Annotated in this window: 16 protein-coding genes; 8 read left to right on the top strand and 8 right to left on the bottom strand. The window is 65.6% G+C overall.

Features of this window, described 5'->3' with window-relative positions:
• Positions 1-7: 7 nt before the first annotated feature.
• Positions 8-1,090 carry an SGNH/GDSL hydrolase family protein gene (locus tag FHY50_RS13830; protein ID WP_140231521.1) on the bottom strand — a complete coding sequence of 361 codons (1,083 nt, stop codon included), beginning with the start codon at positions 1,088-1,090 and terminating at the stop codon, positions 8-10.
• Between the two features lie 104 nt (positions 1,091-1,194).
• Between FHY50_RS13830 and gpmA the strand changes: the two genes are divergently transcribed.
• The 3 genes from gpmA to FHY50_RS13815 are packed head-to-tail and all read left to right on the top strand — an operon-like array spanning position 1,195 to position 3,436.
• Entirely contained in the window at positions 1,195-1,887 is a 693-nt protein-coding gene (gene gpmA / locus FHY50_RS13825; protein WP_140231520.1) for a 2,3-diphosphoglycerate-dependent phosphoglycerate mutase, read from the top strand.
• Complete coding sequence (purE, locus tag FHY50_RS13820; protein WP_140231519.1) at positions 1,884-2,369, top strand: 5-(carboxyamino)imidazole ribonucleotide mutase; 486 nt, start codon at positions 1,884-1,886, stop codon at positions 2,367-2,369. The genes gpmA and purE overlap by 4 nt, the downstream gene beginning before the upstream one ends.
• A complete protein-coding gene (locus FHY50_RS13815) occupies positions 2,366-3,436 on the top strand; it encodes a 5-(carboxyamino)imidazole ribonucleotide synthase (RefSeq protein WP_140231518.1) in 1,071 nt (356 codons plus the stop codon). Before purE ends, FHY50_RS13815 begins: the two co-directional genes overlap by 4 nt.
• A gap of 3 nt (positions 3,437-3,439) precedes the next feature.
• Here FHY50_RS13815 and FHY50_RS13810 read toward each other — a convergent pair whose 3' ends face one another.
• From FHY50_RS13810 to FHY50_RS13800, 3 genes are all read right to left on the bottom strand, one after another.
• Positions 3,440-3,739, bottom strand: a complete 300-nt coding sequence (locus FHY50_RS13810) for a hypothetical protein (RefSeq protein ID WP_140231573.1) — start codon at positions 3,737-3,739, stop codon at positions 3,440-3,442.
• Between the two features lie 11 nt (positions 3,740-3,750).
• Positions 3,751-6,600, bottom strand: coding sequence for a M16 family metallopeptidase (locus FHY50_RS13805; protein ID WP_140231517.1), 2,850 nt, complete (start codon positions 6,598-6,600; stop codon positions 3,751-3,753).
• A gap of 76 nt (positions 6,601-6,676) precedes the next feature.
• Positions 6,677-8,806, bottom strand: a complete 2,130-nt coding sequence (locus tag FHY50_RS13800) for an acylase (protein ID WP_140231516.1) — start codon at positions 8,804-8,806, stop codon at positions 6,677-6,679.
• A gap of 96 nt (positions 8,807-8,902) precedes the next feature.
• Here FHY50_RS13800 and FHY50_RS13795 point away from each other — a divergent pair, with 96 nt between their 5' ends.
• The 3 genes from FHY50_RS13795 (at position 8,903) to FHY50_RS13785 (ending at position 14,827) form a co-directional block, all read left to right on the top strand.
• The gene (locus tag FHY50_RS13795) at positions 8,903-10,549 is read left to right on the top strand and encodes a M20/M25/M40 family metallo-hydrolase (protein WP_140231515.1); all 1,647 of its coding nucleotides are present in this window, start codon (positions 8,903-8,905) and stop codon (positions 10,547-10,549) included.
• Between the two features lie 110 nt (positions 10,550-10,659).
• The gene (gene clpB, locus FHY50_RS13790) at positions 10,660-13,239 is read left to right on the top strand and encodes an ATP-dependent chaperone ClpB (RefSeq protein WP_140231514.1); all 2,580 of its coding nucleotides are present in this window, start codon (positions 10,660-10,662) and stop codon (positions 13,237-13,239) included.
• 130 nt (positions 13,240-13,369) lie between these two features.
• Complete coding sequence (locus tag FHY50_RS13785; RefSeq protein WP_140231513.1) at positions 13,370-14,827, top strand: tetratricopeptide repeat-containing sulfotransferase family protein; 1,458 nt, start codon at positions 13,370-13,372, stop codon at positions 14,825-14,827.
• Between the two features lie 52 nt (positions 14,828-14,879).
• On the opposite strand, the gene FHY50_RS13780 is transcribed toward FHY50_RS13785, so the two are convergent.
• The 4 genes from FHY50_RS13780 to xseA all read right to left on the bottom strand — a co-directional run bounded on the left by FHY50_RS13780 (position 14,880) and on the right by xseA (position 20,818).
• On the bottom strand, positions 14,880-18,053 hold the full coding sequence (locus tag FHY50_RS13780) for a TonB-dependent receptor (protein WP_180345159.1): 3,174 nt from the start codon (positions 18,051-18,053) through the stop codon (positions 14,880-14,882).
• Positions 18,054-18,362: 309 nt separating this feature from the next.
• Positions 18,363-19,214: a M23 family metallopeptidase gene (locus FHY50_RS13775; protein WP_420030893.1), complete on the bottom strand. Its 852-nt coding sequence runs from the start codon at positions 19,212-19,214 to the stop codon at positions 18,363-18,365.
• Positions 19,211-19,420, bottom strand: a complete 210-nt coding sequence (locus tag FHY50_RS13770) for a DUF2093 domain-containing protein (RefSeq protein ID WP_140231511.1) — start codon at positions 19,418-19,420, stop codon at positions 19,211-19,213. The genes FHY50_RS13775 and FHY50_RS13770 overlap by 4 nt, the downstream gene beginning before the upstream one ends.
• Before the next feature lie 21 nt (positions 19,421-19,441).
• A complete protein-coding gene (gene xseA / locus FHY50_RS13765) occupies positions 19,442-20,818 on the bottom strand; it encodes an exodeoxyribonuclease VII large subunit (RefSeq protein ID WP_140231510.1) in 1,377 nt (458 codons plus the stop codon).
• Between xseA and purD the strand changes: the two genes are divergently transcribed.
• Positions 20,817-22,088, top strand: coding sequence for a phosphoribosylamine--glycine ligase (gene purD / locus FHY50_RS13760; protein WP_140231509.1), 1,272 nt, complete (start codon positions 20,817-20,819; stop codon positions 22,086-22,088). The two genes, xseA and purD, sit on opposite strands and share 2 nt — an antisense overlap.
• A gap of 54 nt (positions 22,089-22,142) precedes the next feature.
• Positions 22,143-22,778 (top strand): hypothetical protein, encoded by a 636-nt coding sequence (locus FHY50_RS13755; protein WP_140231508.1) that lies wholly within the window; start codon positions 22,143-22,145, stop codon positions 22,776-22,778.
• The last annotated feature ends 28 nt before the right edge of the window (positions 22,779-22,806 follow it).

Genomic DNA, 22,806 nt, shown 5'->3' with positions numbered 1-22,806 from the left:
CGCGCGATCACTCCCCCCAAATCCCCGCCGCATCGATCGCCGCCGCCACCGCGCCCGCGATTACCCGGTCGTCCGCCACGCTCGGATGGGCATGGCATCCCGCCAGCGTCAGACCGCGCATCGGCACGAACGCGATGCGGCGCTCGCCGCCGGCCTTCAAGCGCTCGGCCACCTTGCGCACTTCCGCCTCGATCTCGCCATCGGCCATGTCGGTCGACCACAGCACGAGGAACGCATCCGGGTGGGCCGCGCGCAACGCGTTCACGAACTCGGCATAGCGCGCCTCGACATCGGCGTGGAGCGCGGCGCGGTCGGGCCATTGCTCGCCCGCTTTCAGCGGCGTGGTGAAGTCATTGGTGCCCAGCGCGATGACGAACACGTCGGGCTGCCATTCGCTGTCGGCGGCACGCTCCCCCTTGTCGAACAGCGCGAACGGATAGGCCTGCGGCAGCGTGTCGCCGGCAAAGCCGCCATAATTGCGCACCACCCCGCGCCCCGAAATCGCGTTGACCTGGACATCGGCGTCGTAGCGCTTCGCGAGTAGCCCGCCGATTCCCTGCGCGGTGTCGGTCGTCGCCCACACCGCGGCGTCGTCGCACTCGCGGGTCGGCGAGGTGTTGCCATATCCGACGCTGTGCGAATCGCCGATCAGCTCGATCTGGCGGGCACGCGGCGGCATCGGTACCGCGCGCGTGCCGCTGGTGGCGAAGAATCCGCCGAGCGTGGTTGGCCCCGCCTGGCTTTCGCTGATCACGTCGATGCGTACCCGGTGCGGCCCCATGCCGGACGCGTCGATGCGGTACATGCCGGGCTCGGGCCGGGTCAGCGGCGCGGCGACGCCGTCGATCGTCACGCGCAGATTGACCTCGCCCTCGCCGACCCGGAACCAGATCGCCGGACCGGTGAACGCGGTTTCGAAATAGGTGCCCGGCCATTGCCGCAGCATGCCCCCGCCCGGCGCAGCGACGCCGCGCCCGACGACGTGCGCGGCTACCGGCTCCAGACTACCCGCCGCAGGATCGAGCACCTGCGCCGCGGCGGGGACGGCTGCAGCCGCCGCCAGTGCGATTGCCGGCCCGATCGTTCGCATGTCCACTCCTCGATCCTGCCGGTCGCTGTCGCGGCAAACTCACCGCCCGGTTGCACCCCCCATCCCAGCCGCTAGAGACAAGCGCGACACAGGAGATCGCCTTTATGCCCACGCTCGTCCTAGTCCGCCACGGCCAATCGGCCTGGAACCTGGAAAACCGCTTCACCGGCTGGTGGGACGTCGATCTGACCGAACAGGGTGTGCAGGAGGCGTGGGACGCCGGACTTGCGCTCAAGGACGCCGGGCTCGATTTCGACCTCACCTTCACCAGCTTCCAGTCGCGCGCGATCAAGACCTTGAACCTCGCGCTCGAGGCGATGGGGCGGTTGTGGCTGCCGACGGTCAAAGACTGGCGACTGAACGAGCGGCATTATGGCGGCCTGACCGGGCTCGACAAGGCCGAGACCGCCGCGCGCCACGGCGACGAACAGGTGCATATCTGGCGGCGCAGCTTCGACATCCCGCCGCCGCTTCCCGACGAAGGCAGCCCGTGGGATCTGTCAAAGGACAGCCGCTATAACGGCGTTCCGATCCCGCAGACCGAAAGCCTGAAGGACACGATCGCGCGCGTACTTCCCTATTGGGAAAGTGCGATCGCGCCCGAACTCAAGGCGGGCAAGCGCGTGCTGATCTCGGCGCACGGCAACTCGCTGCGCGCGCTGGTCAAGCATCTGTCGGGCATTTCCGACGCCGACATCGCGTCGCTCGAAATCCCGACCGGCAAGCCCATGGTCTACCAGCTCGACGAAGCGCTCACGGCCACCGACCGCTATTATCTCCACGAGCGCACCGCATGACTCCTGCGCCCCGCGTCGGCATCATCATGGGCAGCCGCTCCGATTGGGAGACGATGCGCCATGCCGCCGCCATGCTCGACGAACTGGGCATCGCGCACGAGGTCAAGATAGTCTCGGCGCACCGCACCCCCCGGCGCCTCTACGACTATGCCGAAACCGCTGCCGAACGCGGGCTCCAACTTCTCATCGCCGGCGCGGGCGGGGCCGCGCATCTGCCGGGCATGGCCGCGGCGATGACTCCCCTGCCCGTGCTCGGCGTTCCCGTCGAGTCCAAGGCGCTCAACGGCTTGGACAGCCTGCTCTCGATCGTCCAGATGCCCGGCGGCGTGCCGGTGGCGACGCTGGCGATCGGCAAGCCCGGCGCGATCAACGCGGGCCTGCTCGCCGCGGCGATTCTGGCGCTCGGCGACGCGGCGCTTGCGACGCGGCTCGCGGAATGGCGTGCGCGCCAGACCGAGAATGTCGCGGAACACCCCGAATGACACCGCTCGCCCCGGGATCGACGATCGGCATCCTCGGCAGCGGCCAGCTTGGCAGGATGCTCGGCATCGCCGCGGCGCAGCTTGGCTATCGGGTCCACATCTACGCGCCGGAGACCGGCCCCGCCTGCGACGTCTGTGCCGATTTCAGCCGCGGCGCCTATGACGATGACGACGCGCTGACGGCGTTCGCCCAGGCGGTGGATGTGGTCACCTATGAATTCGAGAATGTCGCTGCCGCACCGATTGAAGCGCTAGCGCAACGAGTTGCCGTCCGCCCGTCGCCGCGCTCGCTGGCAATCGGGCAGGACCGGGTCGCCGAAAAGCGTTTCGTCGAGGAGGTCGGCGGCCGAGCGGCGCGCTGGGCCGAGGTCGCCGACCGCGCCGGGCTGAGCGCCGCGCTCGATCGGGTCGGGACCCCCGCCGTGCTCAAGACGACGCGGTTCGGCTATGATGGCAAGGGGCAGGCGCGCATCGCGTCACCCGCCGATGCCGATGCGGCGTGGAACGCGATCGGCGGCGGGCCTGCCATTGTCGAGAGTTTCGTGACCTTCGGCGCCGAATTCTCGATCCTGCTGGTGCGCGGCAGCGACGGCGCGATCACCAGCTATCCGCCGCCGTGGAACGAGCATAAGGACGGCATCCTGGCGCGCTCGTCGCTCCCCGCCCCGGGCCGCGTCGCGGTGCAATGGACCGAGGCGGCGGCGCTGGCCGGCCGCGTCGCCGACGCGCTCGATCATGTCGGCATGCTGACGCTGGAGTTCTTTGCCAGCGACGACGGGCCGGTATTCAACGAGATGGCGCCCCGGGTGCACAATTCCGGCCACTGGACGATCGAAGGCGCGGAAACCTCGCAATTCGAAAATCATATCCGTGCGATCTGCGGCCTGCCACTTGGCCCGACCGGGCTCACGGCGAAGCGCATCGTCATGGAAAACCTGATCGGAGACGAACGCGACCGCTGGGCCGAGCTGTTGGCGGACCCCGAGGCCCATCTCCACCTCTATGGCAAGCACGACGCGCGGCCGGGCCGCAAGATGGGCCACGTCACGCGCGTCGTGCGGGCCTGATCCTCAGGCGGTACGCGTTCCGGTCATCGGGAATGCGCCGAATGCGCCGGCGCCGACGGTGCCGTCGATGCTGTCACCGGCAACCGTCGCTTCGCAGTCGAGCGTCATCGGCATCGGCACGGTGATATCCATCTTCCACTTCAGCGTGTCGCCATCGACGGTTCCCGTGACGTCGGAAGTTCCCATCCCACCAGCGAAATTACCGGTGAAGGCGCTGCCGTCGCTCTGTACCGTCAGGTTCGCCTTCTGGTCGCCCATCGGCGACTTCACGGTCACGTCGTAGCTGCCGTCAACTGTTGCCATCATCGTCTCTCCTATTGCCCGACGGCCGCTGCAGGCGTCGGCGCGGGGGTTGCGGTCACCACCTCGACAGGCAGACCGATCGAGTCAAGCTGCGGCCGCACGGTCTTGGCATCGCCGACCACGACCCAGACGAACTCGGCGGGGTCGATCGCCGCACGTGCCGCAGCGTCAAGCTGCTCGCGCGTCAGCCCGCGATATTTTTGCGCGATCGTGGCGTAATAATCGTCGGGACGGCCGAACAAGTCGTTCTGCTGCATCGCTGCCAGAATCGCGTCACTGGTCTCGAAATTACCGGCCAGCTCGTTGGTCTTGCCGTCGATGGTCTGGTCGAACTCGGTCGGCGTCACTCCCGCGGTCGAGGTGAACTCGCCCAGCTCGCGGCGCAGCGAGGCCAGCGCCTCGCCGGTCTTGTCGGCCTGTACCGGCGCGCTGACCTGATAGGGTACCGCGCCCTCATAACGGCGGAACCCGCCGCCCGCGCCATAGGACCAGCCCTTTTCCTCGCGCAGATCCATGTTGATCCGCGACAGGAAATTACCGCCAAGCACCTCGTTGGCGGTCAGCGCCGGCAGCAGTTCGTCGCGCGGCTTGAGCGGGGTCAACTCGCCGCCAACGATGATCGACTGGGGCGAATTGGGGCGATCGACGAGCACGATCCGCGGAGACACGGTCTGCCCGGCACCGGCTATCGGCTTGGCGCCGGGTGCGCCTTCGCCTTTCCAGTCGCCGAAATGACGGTCCAGCACCCCGCGCACCTCGGCGATCGGACGATCGCTGACGACGAAAATCTTGGCCTTTTCGGGTCGCAGCCATGCCTGCTGGAACGCCACCAGATCGGCCCGCGTAAGCGCCGCGACCGCCTCCGGATCGCCGCTGCCCGCCGCCAGCTTGGCGTAGGGCGAGGCCTCACCATAGATCAGTCCGGGCAGCGTCCGCTGCGCGATCGCCTGCGGCTCGGTTGCCTCGGCGGCGATGCGCGCCAGCTGCTGCGCCTTGAGCCGCTCGACCTCGGCCGGGGCGAACGCAGGGTTGCGGACGATGTCGGCAAGCAGAGCCGCCGAACCGTCGAGATTTGCACTCGGCGTCGACAGCGACAGATAGGTCCGGTCGGCAGAGCTTCCGGCGCTGATCCCGGCGCCAAAGCGCTCCTTGGTCTCGGCGATTTCGACCGAATCGAGCGACGCGGTGCCTTCGTCGAGGACCGACAGCGTCAGCCCCTGCGTGCCGAGCTTACCCACCGGATCGGCGACGATCCCCGCGTCGAAGCTGAGCACCGCCTGCGTTACCGGCACAGCCGAGACCTGGGCGTAGACCAGTTCGATCCCGTTTGACAGCGTCGCGCGCTGGACGGCAGGGAATTTGAGACTGCCGATCTCGCCGACCGGCGGCATCGCGCCGCGCGTGCCCTTGGCCGGCCCCTCGCTGCTCGCGGTAGCCGGTGCGGTGGCGCCCGGAACTGCCTGGGGTGCTCCTTGCGCCTCGACATAGGCATCGCGTTCGCCGGGCACGACCGTCAGCTGATAGCTTGGCCGCGACAACCATTTGGCCGTGACGGCGCGGACCTGTTCAGGCGTGGCGGCTGCCAGCGCGGCCAGGTCCTTCTTATACTGGCCCGGATCGTCGTTGTAGAGCGCGCCCGACGCCAGCGCGACCGCCTTGCCGCCGAAGCCGCCGACCGATTCGAGGCCGGAAATGCGCGACGAGGCCGCGGTAGTCGCGACGCGCTGCACTTCGTCGGCGGTCGGCCCCTTGGCCACCAGCTCGGCGATCACTTCGTCGAGGCGTTTGGCGGCGAGCGCAGGATCGACTCCGGGACGCACGTCGATCGACACCAGAAACATGCCCGCCTGGGCCAGCGAGGAATTATACGCGTTGACACCGACGGCCAGCCGTTCCTGCCGCACCAGCACATTCTGCAGCCGCGACGACGACAAGCCGCCCAGCACGCTGGCGGCGACGTCGAGCGGCGCCATGTCGGGATCGCGCAAGCCGGGAACCGGCCACACCCGGTAGATCCGCGTCGTCGCGACGCGGTCCTTCATCGTCTCGACCACTGGTGCCGACAGAACGGGTACCGGGGCCCTGGGCTCGATCGTCTCCGGTCCCTTGGGGATCGATCCGAAATATTTCTCGACCAGCGGCCGCGCCTCGGCGGCGTCGATGTCGCCTGCCAGCACCAGCACCGCGTTGTTCGGCCCGTAATGCGACCGGAAGAAGGTCTTGACGTCGGCAAGGCTGGCGGCGTCGAGATCGGCCATCGATCCGATCACCGAGTGGCGATAGGGATGCCCTTCGGGGAACAGCCCTTCGTTGATGCTGTACCAGGTGAGGCCATAGGGCTGGTTGTCGCCCTGCCGCTTCTCGTTCTGCACGACGCCGCGCTGCTCGTCGAGCACGCCCTGCGTCACCGCGCCGAGCAGATAGCCCATGCGATCGCTCTCGAGGAACAGGGTCCGCTCAAGCCCAGCCTTGGGCACCGTTTCGAAATAATTGGTGCGGTCGTTCGACGTCGTGCCGTTGAAATCGGTCGCGCCGATTTCGCGCAGCGGGGTGAAGAACTCGCCCGGCGCATTCTCTGACCCGTTAAACATCAGATGCTCGAACAGATGGGCAAAGCCGGTGCGTCCATCGGGCTCGTGCTTCGACCCGACATCGTACCACACCGACACCGCGACGATCGGTGCCTTGCGATCAGTGTGGGTGATGACGCGCAGGCCGTTCGGCAGGGTGAATTCCTCATAGGGAATGTTTACCTGGCGGACCAGTTCGGCGACCGGTGCGGGATCGGCACGCTGCGCAATGGCCGGTGCGGCAAGCGCGCACAAAGCGGCGCCGCTCAGCACGGCAACGGAAAAACGCATGAAAAACCTCTCAATTGGGTGTTTTGCATAGCTATAACGCCCTGGGAGCATGATACAAGGTCTCCGAAAGCGCTGGTCAGGGTGTGTAGCGCCGCTCGGTATGCGCGGCGAGGTCGGCGGGATCGAACCACACCGGCTTGAACCGCTTGGTCGCGAACAACGCCATCTGATCGGTGTAGTGCGGAGAATCCGGCCGCGTCGTCGCCGATCCGAACGGCTGCACCGATTTCGAGCGCACCCGACCCTGGCGGTCCCACGCGACGAACATCTGGAAGCTGTCGCCATGCCGCACCGCCAGCCGCCCGTCGTCGGCAACGTCCCACAGCGCCATCGCACGCAGCACGTCGGGACCGCCATCGAGCGGCAGGTCGACCTTGCCCTGGCGCAGCCGCAGCACGTCGCCGAGCGGTGGATCGAGCCGCCCGAAATGGGTACGCAGATGGGTCACCGATTTGACCAGCGCCTCGCGCGGGTCGGCGCGGGGCTTGCGGGGGTAATGCCAGCGATTGCCCTCGCGCAGCAGCAGCGTCGCCAGTGCATCGGCCGGTCCCTGCCCGTCATGGTTCCAGTCCCACCGCTTCAGCAGGGCAATCCCCGCCGCGACATCGGCATCGCTGCGCGGATCGAGCGCGATCACATCGTCGAACCATCGCCCGGCCCAGCTCGCCCGCGAAACCGCCGTATCATATTTGATCGCTTCCAGCTCGGCCTGCGAGATCGAGCTGTCGGCGTCCATCAGTTCGATCGCCCGCACCGCACGATTGGTGATGTCGGTTTCAATCCCCATCAGCGGCGAATAGTCGGCCGGGTCGAGTTCGGACCCGCGCCCCGCCGCGATGAACGGCGTATTGTTGGCGTTGATGACATAGCCCGAGTCCGGGTTGACGTTACGCGGCACCCGCGCCCAGGGTAGCGCCCGCTTCCACAGCGCCCGCGATTCGTCGCCCGGCAGGATGCCCGACCAGTCATACCCGTGCGCACGATCCGGGAACACGGCGTTATAGAAATGCCCGATATTGCCCGCGGCATCGGCGTAGAGGAAATTGGTGCTCATCACCCCCTGCATCGCCATCGCGCGCTGCCACTCGCCAAAATCACGCGCTTTGGTCAGGCGGTAATATTGCTCGACCATTTTCAGCTGGTCGATCCCGCCATAGCGGATCGCAAAGGTGCCCTCGTCATTGGCGATCACCGGACCGTGCACCGAATGCAGCACGGTGCGCGGGATCGGCAACGTGAACGGCCCGAACTTGACCGGAAGCCAAACTCGCCGTTTCGCAAGTGGCAGCCATTTTCCATCGAAGCGATAGCGCTCGCCGCTGTCGTCTAGGACGAGGCGGTAGATGTCGATCAGGTCGGGACGATTGACGGTGTTGGTCCACCCAAGCGTCCTGTTGTGCCCGAGCAGCGGATAGGGCGCGCCGGGAAAGGTGGCGCCCGCGAAATCCCAGCCCTGCCCCGAATGCACGACCAGTTCGTACCAGGCGACCGACCCGCGCCACGGCTGATGCGCATTCGACACCAGCCGGGTGTAGCCGTCGCTCGACCGCTGCGGTGCGACTGCCCATGCGTTCGAACCTTTTTCGATCGCGGGCGGCCCGGCGGGGGTGACGCCGGGCGCGTCGGGCAGCGGATCGCTGGTTTCTTTGGGCGCCGCTTCGTTGCCGACCAGCGCCCCGAGCACCCCGTCGAGGCCGAAGAAGAACGGCGCGCGCAGCACGAAGCCCGCGGCGATGTCGCGCCCATCGACCGGGAACAGCCTGGCCAGCGCAACCTCGTCCGGATGCTTTGCGGCATAGCGGTTGAGGCCGGCGGCATAGCCGTCGAGCAACCGCCGAACATCCTCGGGCTGGCCGTCATAATCGCGCGCTACCGTGTCGCGCGCGCGCAGCAGATGCAGCACGTAATCCGTCGCCGCGCCTTCCTGTCCGGTGATTGCCCCCAGCCGTCCGCGCGTCATCGCCACGACCTGTTGCAGCGTTGAAAAGTCGTCCTCGGCATGGGCATAGGCGATGCCGAACGCGACGTCGGCGTCCGTCCGGCCGAAGATGTGCGGAACGCCATAGTCGTCGCGGGCGATCTCGACCGCGTACCGACGCGAAGGCGGCGGCGCGACGCGCGTGGCGGCCAGCGGTTCCCAGATCATCAATCCGATCGCGACCAGCACGATCAGGCCGAGCACGCCAAGCAGCAACCGCCGGATCATCCATCCCCCCTGCCGGACGATTTTCCGGTCTGGCAAAGGCTTGCCGATTCGCTACACCGTGCGCAACCACCAACTCGTCTCAAGGAACCGACTCGCATGCGCACGCTCTCGCTTGGTATCGCTTTCTCGCTGCTCGCATCGTCGAGCTTGACCCTTGCCCAGACCACCACGCCCGACTTTTCGGCGGAGCGGTTCAAGACCGACCTGACCTGGCTCGCCGACGACGCGCGCGAGGGGCGCGACGCAGGCACGCCGGGCTATGACGCCGCCGCCAAATATGTGTCGGATCGCTTCGCCGAACTTGGCCTCAAGCCTGCCAATGCCGACGCTTGGTACCAGGAAGTGCCCTTCGTCGAGCGCGCGACCGATACCGCCGCTCCCGCAACGATGACCATCGGCGGCAAGACCTACACCCACGGAGACCAGGTGCTTGCCGGCACCACCGGCGAGGGCAAGCAGACGGTCGCGACCGACGCCGTATTTGTCGGCTACGGCCTGACCAGCCCCGAGCACAAGATCGACGACTATGCCGGGCTCGACGTCAAGGGCAAGACGGTAGTCATGTTCTACGGCGCGCCCAAAAGCCTGCCGAGCGACGTTGCCGCGGCGATGAACAACAGCAAGGGCAAGCTGGCCGCTGCCAATGGTGCGGTCGGGGTAATTACGCTGCTGCCGACCGAGATGGCCAAGAAGTTTCCGTGGGAAATGATTAAGCAGCAGTCGTCCCACCCCAGCCTCAACTGGATGAATCCCGATGGCACCCCGTATCGCGAATCGATGGGTATCCAGGCACAGGGCTTGCTGACCGCGCCTGCTGCCGAGGCGCTATTTGCTGGCGCACCGGCGACCTACGCCGCCACCCTTGCCGCCGTCGACAAGGGTGAGGCGCCCAAGGGATTCGCGCTGAAGCAGCCGGTCAAGATCGAGGGCACGACCAAATGGCGTCGCTTCGAAAGCCCCAATGTCGTCGGCATGATCCCGGGCAGCGATCCCGCGCTGGCGGGCGAGGCGGTGCTGCTGATGGCGCATCTCGACCATAATGGCGTCGATCCCGAGACCGAAGGTCCCGACAAGATCTACAACGGCGCGATGGACAATGCATCGGGCGTGGCGACGATGCTCGAGGTTGCGCGCGCCTTTACCAAGGCGGGCGCTGCGCCGAAGCGCACGGTGATGTTCGCGGCAGTGACGGCCGAGGAGGACGGACTGCTGGGTTCGCAATATCTCGCGAAGCACCCCCTGCCCGGCCACAAGGTGGTCAGCGTCGTCAATCTCGACATGCCCGTACTGCTGTATGACTTTCAGGATGTCGTCGCGTTCGGCGCCGAGCATTCGACGATGGGGCCGATGGTCGATGCTGCTGCCAAGGAGGCCGGCCTGACGCTGTCACCCGACCCGATGCCCGAGGAGAATCTGTTCGTCCGCTCGGACCATTACAGCTTCGTCAAGGAAGGCGTGCCGTCGGTATTCCTCGTCACCGGCTTCAAGAATGGCGGCGAGGAAGCGTTCAAGAAATTCCTGGCGACCGATTATCACAAGCCGTCCGACCAGGTGACGCTGCCGATCAACTGGGAATCGGGCGCGAAGTTCGCCAAGGTCAACTATGCGATCGCGCGCCAGATCGCCGACGCGCCGACCGCTCCGCAATGGTATTCGGACAGCCCGTTCGGCAAGCAATACGCCCCGACCGCTGCCAAGGCCGAACGTCCCGCGGGCGTGGCGAAACTCACCGCCGCGAAGTAATCCGGCGGAATATTTCACGGACAAGGGGTGTCGTCACAAAAGGTGACCGCACCCCTTGTGTTGTATAAATACAACAACCATGTCGGTGCCGCCAGCAACAGGGGCACGCCATGAATCTCGAGAAATTCACCGATCGCGCCAAGGGCTTTCTGCAGTCGGCGCAAACCGTCGCGATCCGCATGAGCCATCAGCGGATCGGGCCCGAGCATCTGCTCAAGGCGCTGCTCGAAGACGAACAGGGCATGGCGTCGGGCCTGATCGCCGCCGCGGGGGGCGATCCCAAGCGCGCCCTTGCCGACACCGACGCAGCGCTGGCCCGTGTCCCGTCGGTATCGGGATCGGGTGCGCAATCCACCCCGGGCCTCGACAATGACGCAGTCCGAGTGCTCGACCAGGCCGAGCAGGTCGCGGCCAAGGCTGGCGACAGCTATGTCACGGTCGAACGCCTACTGCTCGCGCTGACGCTGGCGACCACCACCACCGCCGGCAAGGCGCTCGCCGCTGCCGGGGTCAAGGCCGAGGCGCTCAACGCCGCGATCGACCAGCTACGCAACGGCCGCACCGCGGACACCGCCGGGGCCGAAGACCGCTACGACGCGCTCAAGAAATTCGCACGCGACCTGACGCAAGCTGCGCGCGACGGCAAGCTCGACCCGGTGATCGGCCGCGACGAGGAAATCCGCCGCACGATCCAGATTCTCGCCCGGCGTACCAAGAACAATCCGGTGCTGATCGGCGAACCCGGCGTCGGCAAGACCGCGATCGCCGAAGGGCTCGCGCTGCGCATCGTCAATGGCGACGTGCCCGACGGCCTCAAGGATCGCAAGCTGATGGCGCTCGACATGGGGTCGCTGATCGCCGGCGCGAAATATCGCGGCGAGTTCGAGGAGCGGCTGAAAGGCGTGCTCGACGAGGTCAAGGCCGGCGAAGGCGACATCATCCTGTTTATCGACGAGATGCACACGCTGATCGGCGCGGGCAAATCCGAAGGCGCGATGGATGCCGGGAACCTGCTCAAGCCCGCGCTGGCCCGCGGCGAGCTGCACTGCATCGGCGCCACCACGCTCGACGAATATCGCAAATATGTCGAAAAGGACGCCGCGCTCCAGCGCCGGTTCCAGCCGGTCATGGTCGGCGAGCCGACGGTCGAGGATACCATATCGATCCTGCGCGGCCTGAAGGAGAAATACGAGCTCCATCACGGCGTGCGCATCACCGACGCGGCGCTGGTCGCGGCGGCGACGCTGTCGCATCGCTACATCACCGATCGCTTCCTGCCCGACAAGGCGATCGACCTGATGGACGAGGCGGCGAGCCGCATCCGCATGGAGGTGGAGAGCAAGCCCGAGGAGATCGAGACACTCGACCGTCGCATCATTCAGCTCAAGATCGAGGCGATGGCGCTCGGCAAGGAAAGCGATGCCGCGTCACGCGACCGCCTGGCTCGCATCGAAGCCGAGCTCGCCGATCTCGAGGCGCAATCGGCGGAGCTGACCGAGCGTTGGCAGGCCGAAAAGGTCAAGATCCAGTCGGAAGGCAAGCTCAAGGAGCAGCTGGACGCCGCCCGGCAGGAACTCGACCAGGCGCAGCGCGCGGGCGACCTCGCGCGGGCGGGCGAGCTGTCCTACGGCGTCATCCCGCAGCTCACGCGCCAGCTCGATGACGCGGCGGGCGCGAGCGAGGGCGCGATGCTGCGCGAGGAAGTTACCGCCGACGACATCGCCGCCGTCGTCCATCGCTGGACCGGCATCCCCGTCGACCGCATGCTCGAGGGCGAGCGTGAAAAGCTGCTGGCGATGGAGGAGGCGCTGGGCAAGCGCGTGATCGGCCAGGACCAGGCGGTCCGCGCGGTGGCCACCGCCGTCCGCCGCAGCCGCGCCGGGCTGCAGGACCCCAACCGTCCGCTCGGCTCGTTCCTCTTCCTCGGCCCCACGGGCGTCGGCAAGACCGAGCTGACCAAAGCGCTCGCCGAATTCCTGTTCGACGATCCGGCCGCGATGGTGCGCATCGACATGAGCGAGTTCATGGAGAAGCACGCCGTCGCCCGCCTGATCGGCGCACCTCCGGGCTATGTCGGCTATGAGGAAGGCGGCGTGCTGACCGAAGCCGTGCGCCGCCGCCCCTATCAGGTGATCCTGTTCGACGAGGTCGAAAAGGCCCATTCGGACGTGTTCAACGTGCTGCTGCAGGTGCTCGACGACGGGCGGCTGACCGACGGCCAGGGCCGCACCGTCGATTTCGCCAACACCATCGTCATCCTGACGTCGAACCTCGGGTCACAGCTCCTCACCAACCTTGCCGACGGCCAGTCGGTCGCCGATGTCGAACCACAGGTGATGGACATCGTCCGCGCGCATTTCCGCCCGGAATTCCTCAACCGCCTCGACGAGATCATCCTGTTCCATCGCTTGGCGGCCGATCACATGGCGCCGATCGTCGATATCCAGGTCGCGCGGGTCCAGAAGCTGCTGGCCGATCGCAAGATTACGCTCGAACTGACCGACGCCGCACGGGCATGGCTCGGCCGGGTGGGCTACGATCCGGTGTACGGTGCGCGTCCGCTCAAGCGCGCGGTCCAGCGCTATCTCCAGGATCCACTCGCCGACCTGATCCTACGCGGCGACGTGCGGGATGGCGCGGTGGTGCGGGTGGACGAAGGCGATGGAGCGCTGGTGCTGGGGGTAGGTTGACAATCCACAACACGAGGCTGGCGGAAATCATGGCTTACCCAGTATCGACGCAAAGCGAACACCGATCTGCTTCGCCGGGATGTACTCCGCACCGGTTCCTACCAGCGGTTAATCCGGTTAGGCTTCCGCCATGTCTCGCCCGCCCTCCCGCACGCTCGAAGCACTCGACGCACTGAAACACTTTGATCGCGAGCGCGCCGCCGCTCTGCTTCACGCCGAATTACGAGACGGCCCGGCAATCGGTGATCGTTGGAAAAGCATTGGCATGCTCGCTGGCCGTATCGGTGAGATCGACACCGCGATCGAAGCCGCCCGACGCTATGCGGCGACGCCGCCAGTCAGCATGTCGCGATTGATGCATTATTGGGGCGAACTCGCGAATTACGGGCGTACTGCCCAAGCGCGGGCAGCGGCATCAGCGCTTCCGATGCCGGTCCGGGAGCATCCGAGTATTCAGCATTTTCTAGGCACTACCGCCGGCGAGCAAGGCGATTTCGCGGCGGCGGAAGCGCATTACCGCAGGGCCCTGGCGATTGCGGCCCTGCCGGAAACATGGTTCGCGCTGGCAATGATCCACCGCTTTACCGCGGATGATCCCGATATCGCGGCGATGGAGCAATTGCGTCCGACGATTGCTCGGGGCCCGCCGCAGATGCGCGCGCGTTTCCTCTATGGCTTGGCGAAGGCATGGTCCGACGCTGGGGATCCGGATCGCGCGTTTGAATTGTATCACGAAGGCGCCGCGCTTCGGCGCGAGGAGCGCGCATTCGATGCGGCTTCGCTCGCTGACTTCGCCGAACGCGTGATCAGTGCATTCACGCCTGACGCGATGGCGGCGCTTACTCCGCCTCGTCCGGACAACACCCGGGCGATATTCGTCAACGGCCTTCCGCGGTCGGGCACGACGCTGATCGAGCAGATGTTAACCAGCCATTCGGCGGTAACTGATGGCGGCGAGATCAATCTGCTCCGCGCCGCGCTTATCCCGACCGGAGATTTCTTGATGACCGGCGCAACGGCATATCAGAATAATGCTGCCAGCGGAGACGATCCATGGGGCAAAATAGCGGCCACGTATCATCGCATGTTGGACATGCGGTTTGGACAGTCGGGCCGCATTGTCGATAAAACTCTAGGGCAATCGCATTTGATGGGCTTGCTCTTGCACACCCTGCCCGACGCTCGGATAATCTGGATGCGGCGCGATCCCGCTGATACCGCGCTGTCATGCTTTCGTACCTTCTTCACCGCGCCGACCGCTTGGAGCTGGTCGTTTGAAGACATCGCAGATTTCTTTCGGATCGAGGACCGCCTGTTCGCTCACTGGACTGGTCAATTCAGCGACAATATTCTGGTGGTGCCCTACGAGGACCTAGTGCGCGACCCGATAATGTGGTTGCCCCGCATCTTGTCGCATACCGGACTTCCGCCGGAACCCGGCCTTCTCGACTTCCACACCAGCGCCCGGTCGGTGCGCACAGCCAGCGTCCAACAGGTTCGCGCGCCGATCTCTGCAACGCGAGTGGGTGCCGCTTCCGGATTCGAGCGGCAGATGACTGCATTTCGCGAGCGATATTACCGCACATAACGAAGGGGGCGGACCTCGCGGTCCGCCCCCCAAAGTTTCTGATACCAGACTCTTAGAAGCTGATGTCTACACCAAGCCGAACATAGCGAGGCGTCTGATACAAAGTCGCCTGGCCATAGTTGGGATTCGGGAACACACCTGCCGGGAAATCCGCGCCGTCTGGCGTGTACAGGTCGAGATCACCGGTTTCGTTACGCTGCTGCACACCCTGCGAGTTGAGCAGATTGAACACATCGCCTCGCAGCGTGACGATACGATCACCAAACGGGATGTTGTACCGTGCGGAGAGATCAATCGTCTCGATCCACGACGACTCCAGTGCGGTACCACGCGGAACCTGAACACTTTCCGTTTGTGCACCATCGGCGTTCACCGGGCCGGTCCCGCAGAACCGCGAAGCAGCCCCGTAGAGATTTCCGAAGTCGCTATACGGATCACCGTCAGGATCGTTGTAGTTCGGGTTCGGGTTGAACCCGAAGCAGCTGAGCGGCCGTGGCGAATCTACCCGAATATTGGCACCAACGGTAAACTGCTCCGACAGAGCGACCGCACCATATACTTTGAAGCGATGGCGGCGGTGATTAGGCAGCAAGCCTGTGGCACCGTCCGTGAACCCGACCGAGTCATAGTCCTGCGTGATGCCGGCATCGTCCTGCCCGAAGTCAGACTGCACGAAACCTTCGGAGTTACCCTTGGCTTCGGACCAGCTGTAGCTTCCGCCAAGGCTCCAGGTTCCGTCCCAAGCCTTGTCGAAAGTGAATTCGACTGCATCATAGGTGCGCGTCGCCTTTGGATAGGCAAGCGTCTCTGCATCGAGTGTGATCTGGCGTCCGTCCTGTCCATTAAGGTTGAACGTGGCCGAGCTGCCAGGATTGAGGATCACATACTGGTGGAAGCCGGTCCAAGTGTCTTCACACCCGACCAAACCATTCTCGTCACAATAGGCCAGTACGGCCGCATCGACTGCAACGTCTTCTGCGGTCGTATCCAGTTCACGGTGGGTATAGTTAAGGCCCAACGTGATTTCGCCAAACCGATGCTCGTATCCGACGATGAACTCGGTCTGCCGCGTGGCTTCCAGCGTCGTGGACAATGATGCCCCCGTCGGAGCAACCGAACCGTCGCCAGTGATGCTACAATTTTGTCCGCTCGACACAGTTGTCAGCCCAAACGGACAAACGCCCTGATAAGTCGAGTCGTTCGTAACCTGAGCACCAAGGATTGGCAGGTTGCCCGGGCCAAAGCCTCCAAACTGGAAACGTTCGCGGAAGAAAAACTCCGATCCCGCCTGACGGAACGCCGTGTTGCTCGCGACCGGCAGGAAATACTGTCCGTAAGAGCCAAACAGCTTGCCTTGCCGTTCAGGCCACAGGTTGTACGTGAAGCCGATACGTGGCGCATAGTTTTCAGGGAGGTTGATATACTCGGAACCATCTGGCTTATCGAGTTTGAAGTCGTCGCGGCGCAAGCCGAGGTTCAAAGTGAACCGATCAGTGACACGCCATTCATCCTGGATATAGAACGCCCGATTGGTTGCGGCGAACGCCCCCCCGGAGTTGAAGTAATTTACTTCAACGATGTTATTTGCTCGCAGGATCAATGCCGCGCCACCGCCACCAGCGCCCGCGGCTAGAGCCTCCTCTGACAAGAAGCCGGCATTGAACAACGCGTCCCCGCCCGTGCGCACGGACGTATGGACCAACGTATTGTTCTCAACATCGAAGCCACCACGGAAATGATGGTCGCCGAGCAGCGTCACGAAAAGATCGACGTCAGCGCGATAAAACTCGCGTTCGGTCGTATACGGGAAATCACGTCCCGATGTTCCTTGACCCGTAAACACACGGCCATTCGGCACGCCTGCTACCTCTGCCCCAGAAGCATTCTGGAAAAAGAAATCGCTCGACCCAGCATCGATACCAATCGTCTCGAACCGATCACGAGTGCGGCCATAAGCGCCTGAAACCGTGAGCCAGTCAGTAAAATTGCCGGTGTACTTACCAACGAAGCTTACACCGCCGTTGATCTGATCCTGGATATTGTTAGCACCGCCGATCACACCTTCGCCATCGACTTCATTATACGCCAACTGACGGACGGTATTCGTACGCCGCTGGTCGAACAGCGTGAACTCGAGGTGCTGACCATCGATGGGATACGCGTCGGCTTTGATCGCGTAGAACGGATCGTTGCTTTCCTGCGAAGTCGCAATACCGGTATTACGATTGATCGTCAGCGAAGTGTCCTCGCGAAACTCCACCAGCCCGTACAGGAACAGACGGTCGCGAATGATCGGGCCGCCGGCCTCAAGGATTGCCGAATAGCTCTCACTCTGATCAAGTTGCCGATTCGTGCTATTGACGCACACCAGCTCGCCGGGGTCGCCTTCACACGTCTGAATATTACGGCCTCTGGATTCCAGGAAGTTCGGCTCCCAGTTCAAGTGCATCGCCGCTGTGAAGTCGTTGGTACCCGCCTTCGACACGCTGTTGATGATACCGCCCGTTGCGCGACCATATTCAGCAGCGTAACCGCCCGACTTGACCTCAACGCTCTTGTAGAACTCGAACGGCACACGCGCCGCACCAACATAGTTGTCGAAATTCGTGATGTTAAGCCCGTTGATGTAGTAGGCATTCTCCGCGATCGACGAGCCACCGACTGAAATCTGATTTCCAAACGCGCTATCACCTTGAGAAGTGCTCGGCGCCAACAAGATCACTGACTGAATATTACGGTTGATCGGCGCCGTTTTGACGAAGTCTTCAAGATCGATCGTGACGCCAGTTTCTGTTCCCACGAAATCCTGCTGAATCGCAGACCCCGTAACGACAATCTCTTCCGCGGTCGAAACTGTGGCGTTGATCGATGCCGTTCCCGACGGCTGCACCTGGACGCCTTCGGCACGATAGTTACCGGCCGACGACTCAATGGCGATGTCATAACTGCCGGGCGCAAGACCGTTGAAGCGGAAGCCGCCCGAGCCACTGGTGGTGGCGGTGCGGGTGAAGCCCTGATCGTTTGACGTCAATGTCACGGTCGCGCCCGCTACAGTGTTACCCGCGTCGTCGGTTACGGTGCCGTTGATGGCACCCGCGGTCAAATCCTGAGCCGCAGCAGGCGCGGCAAAAGCAACCGCCGAACCGGCAGCCGCGCCAACCAGCGCCAGAGCCTGGAGCGCGGTGCCGCCGCGCAGCGTGCGTGTAATCTGGTGAAGTGTCTTCACGATGGGTTCCCTCGTTCCCTGTGGTCGCTGCACGCCATATGGCGCCCCCCGAACCGACATGTGTTCCCACACCTACTATCCCGCGCAAGGCACGGCCTGTGGTGCATGGCGGTATGGATGCAGGTGCGAAGGGGTGCTGTAAACCCGCCATTCAGCTTGAGAGCACCGATTTCGAGGGGCGCTGTAGCGAAAATGCCACAGCTTCGTCGCAATAGGGAAGCATTCCGCACCTATTGCGCGCGGTTTTTGTGCAGGTGCGAAGGTCGATTGTTCGAATATTGCGCGGGTTCGATCCGCGGGACCGGGCGCTCAATCGCGCGGCATCGGCCCCGCCAGCAACAGCGGATCGATCCGCGCCACATTCCACTTCATCCCCCAATGCAGATGCGGCCCCGTCGCCCGCCCGGTCGCGCCGACCGCGCCGATCGTCTGGCCCTGGCGCACGCGTTCGCCTTCGCGCACGTCGATCCGCGACAGATGCAGGAACGCGCTGTTGAGCCCCATGCCGTGGTCGAGCATCAGCAACCGGCCTTCCAGCGTGAAGTCCGACGCTGCCGCCAGGATCACCACGCCATCCGCCGGTGCGACGACCGGCGTTCCCGTCGAGCGCGCGACATCAACGCCGCCATGATAGGAGCCGGGCTCGCCGCGATAGACCCGCTGCGATCCGAACAGGCCGGAAATCCTGCCGGTGGTCGGCCAGATGAAGCGCTGGCGCCAACCGGCGATGTCATTGGATTGCGCCCGGGCGGCGGCGATCCGCGCCAGTTCCGGCGGGCGGCGGCGCTGAAACTCGGCGCTGGGCTGCGATACGCGCGGCAGGGTGTCGAGCCGCTCGATCCGCCATGCCCGCGGTGCAATCGCGAGCGTGCGCACGACGCGGCGCCCCCCATCGAGTGTGGCGACGAGTTCCGCACTGGCGTCGGCATCGCGATCGAACGCCAGCAGGAAGCGGCGGTCGGCGGCGAAGCGCACCGGCGCGCCATCGAGCGTCAGCGTACGCGTCCCCGCAGGCGCCGTCGCCAGCACCGCGCCGCCCTGGATGAGCGGGCCGTCGATCCGAAAGTCAGCCGTGGAGGCCTGCACCGCCATGCTGGCGGGCATCGCCGCGCTGCACGCACCCATCATTGCCACTGCCAGCGCGGCTCGCAACCGCCTCACGAAGCGCGGTCGCCGTGGATCGCCTGCGTCGCGATCTGCGCGGTGGCGTAGGGCTCCTGCCGCGCCACGCTCCAATAGCGCAGGTGGTCGAGCGGGATCGGCTCGCGCGTAACCGCGCACAGCACATGATCGCCTTGAGTCAGCATCCGGAAGCCATTGGCCATATAATGCAGCCGGGCGGTACGCGCGGAATTCGACATGAGCACGGGGCAGCGATCCTCGAAAGGTTAGAATAAATCGGGCTGGTCGGGTTTGGCGGCAGCATAGGCCCTGCCGCCGCCGCGCTCAACCCGAGCGTCGATCGCACCGTCCCGGAAATGCAGCGTCACCGCGCCCGCGGCACGCGCCGCCGCCGCCGTCCCGACCACCTTGCCCGACGTCCGCGCCGCCACCCAGGCATAACCGCGGTCGAGCGGCTTGTCCGGATGCGCCGCGTCGAGCAGCCGCGAAACTCCAGCCAACCGGTCGCGCGCCGCGCTCAACCGCTGGCGCAGGATCGCCGGGCGCAGCGCCGCTCCGGCACGATCGACGTCGCGCCGCGCCTGCGTGATCCGGCGTTCGAGCCCGCGACCAAGCCGTCCGGCAAGATCGTCGAGCCGTTGCCGCTGCGGCCCCAGGATCGCGTCGCGCCGGGGCAACAGCCGCACCATCGCGGCAAGACGCTCGGCGCCGCGCTGATGATGGCGGCGTATGCTGCGATCGCTGCGCAGCTTGAGCGCGGCGATCTGGTCGATCAGGTCGGCGCGTACCGGCACCGCCATCTCGGCCGCCGCCGTTGGGGTCGGGGCACGGACGTCGGCCGCGAAGTCCGACAGGCTGGTGTCGGTCTCGTGCCCGACGGCAGAGATGATCGGGATCGAGCAATCGGCGACCGCGCGCACCACCGCTTCCTCGTTGAATGCCCACAGGTCCTCGATCGACCCGCCGCCGCGCGCGACGATGACGAGGTCGGGCCGCGGCACCACCCCGGCGCCGTCGATCGCATCGAAGCCGCGAATCGCCGCTGCCACCTGCCCCGCCGCCGCCTCGCCCTGCACGGCGACCGGCCACACCAGCACCTGCGTCGGAAAGCGGTCGGCCAGCCGGTGGAGGATGTCGCGGATCACCGCGCCGGTCGGCGACGTCACCACGCCGATCACGCGCGGCAGATACGGCAGCGGCTGCTTGCGCGCGGGGTCGAACAGCCCTTCGGCGGCAAGCATTGCCTTGCGCTTTTCGAGCAGCGCCATCAGCGCGCCTTCGCCCGCCAGTTCCATCCGCTCGACGACGATCTGGTATTTCGACCGGCCGGGATAGGTAGTGAGCTTGCCGGTCGCGACCACCTCGATCCCGTCCTGCGGCACGAACGGCAGCGCCCCGGCGGAGCCCCGCCACATCACCGCGTCGATCACCGCGCTGTCGTCCTTGAGGCACAGATAGACGTGCCCCGACGCTGCGCGCTTGTATCCCGATATCTCGCCTTTGAGGCGAACATGTCCGAACTCGCCCTCGACCATGCGCTTGAGGCGGCTGGACAGCTCGCTCACCGACACCGCCGCGGCGTTGTCGCCCACAAACTCCTCGGCTACGAGGCGCGGGCTGTCGAAGTCTTGAGGGGAAGCCATGAACGTCCTGCTGCTTGGGTCGGGGGGCCGCGAACATGCGCTGGCGTGGAAGCTGGCGCAATCGCCGCGGCTCGCGACGCTCTATGCCACGCCGGGCAATCCGGGAATAGCGCAGCATGCGACCCTGGTCGATCTGTCCGCCACCGATCACGGCACCGTCGAGGCATTCTGCCGCGCCCAGGCGATCGGGCTGGTGGTGATCGGCCCCGAGGCGCCGCTGGTCGACGGCCTTGCCGACAGCCTGCGCGCCGCCGGCATCGCGGTGTTCGGCCCCGACCGTGCCGCCGCGCGGCTCGAAGGGTCGAAGGGCTTCACCAAGGATCTGTGCGCGCGCGAGGGCATTCCCACGGCAGGCTATGCGCGAGTGACGACCTTGGAGGAAGCGCGGGCGGCGCTGATCGATTTCGGCCTGCCCGTGGTCATCAAGGCCGACGGACTGGCTGCAGGCAAGGGCGTGACGATCGCCTACACGCCCGCGGAGGCGGAAATGGCCATCGCCGCATTGTTCGAAACGCCCGGCGGCGAAGCGGTGATCGAGGAATTCCTGACCGGCGAGGAAGTCAGCCTGTTCGTGCTGACCGACGGCGACGCGATCCTGCCGTTCGGAACGGCGCAGGACCACAAACGCGTCGGCGAAGGCGACACCGGTCCCAACACCGGCGGCATGGGCGCGTACTCGCCTGCCCCGGTGCTTACGCCCGCGCTCGAGGCCCGCGCGATCGAGGAAATCATCCGGCCCACCGTTGCGGCGATGCGGCGTGACGGCACACCGTTTTCGGGAGTGCTCTATGCCGGGCTGATCCTGACCAATACCGGTCCCAAGCTGATCGAATATAATGCCCGTTTCGGTGACCCCGAATGCCAGGTGTTGATGGCGCGGCTCGACGACGACCTGCTCGCCATCCTGCTGGCGGTCGCCGAAGAAAGGCTGGCCAGCGTCCCGCCGGTGCGATTTGCGCCAGGCTGCGCCCTGACCGTAGTCGTCGCGGCACGCGGCTATCCCGGCACGCCGGCATCGGGGGGAACCGTCGCCGGGATCGACGCCGCCGCCGCGACCGGTGCGATCGTGTTCCAAGCCGGCACCCGCGCGCAGGGCGACGCGGTGGTCGCAAGCGGTGGCCGGGTCGTGTCGGTCACTGCGATCGCTCCCGACATCGCCGCGGCACAGGCGGCGGCCTATCGCGGCGTCAATGCGCTCGACTTCCCGGACGGCTTTTGCCGCCGCGACATCGGCTGGCGCGAGATCGAGCGGACGCATGCGTTGCGCTGAGCCTGCGATTCGCTAGGGTCGATCTTCCGTCCAGCGTACTCCAAGGAATTCGCGATGCAGAACAGCGGAACCTCGACCTCGCCCGCCGGTGCCGCTGTGCAGATGGCACCGGTCACGACCACCAGCCTGGTGGTGATCGGTCTCGCCATCGTCGCCACGCTGCTGATGATCTGGTGGGGAACGCGGCTGTGGCGGGCGCGGCGTGACGCGATCGCGACGCTGGAGGACGAAGGCCGGCTCGATCGCGTCGCAGATGCGCCAGCTCCAGCCCCACCCCCCTCGCCAGCGCGGCGCGCCGCTGCGGAGCATCCCGGCGACGTCGCGCTCGCCTCGGCGCCCAGCACCGAGGCGATGCCGGTCGTTGCACCCACGGCGCCGTCGCCCCCACCGCTCGCCGACAGCCCGACCGTCGCTGCCGCCTCGGCAGCGCCAATCGCGCCGCCGCCGACCGGTGGCGACGATCTGACGCTGCTCAAGGGCGTCGGACCCAAGGTCGCGGCGCAGCTCAGCGAGCACGGCATCACGCGCTTCGCCGATCTCGCTGCCCTTTCGCCGGCAGATGCTGAAGCACTCGACGCGCAGCTCGGCAATTTCCGCGGCCGCATGTTTCGCGACCGCTGGATCGATCAGGCGCGCTATCTGGCCGAGGGCGATCGGGCGGGGTTCGAAGCGGCATTCGGGAAATTGTAGGGTTACCACCGCAAACACGGGCAGCGCT

Source organism: Sphingomonas japonica (assembly GCF_006346325.1).
Classification (GTDB): domain Bacteria; phylum Pseudomonadota; class Alphaproteobacteria; order Sphingomonadales; family Sphingomonadaceae; genus Sphingomonas; species Sphingomonas japonica.
Note: the sequence above shows the minus strand (reverse complement) of the source record. Positions and strands in the feature narration are given on the sequence as shown.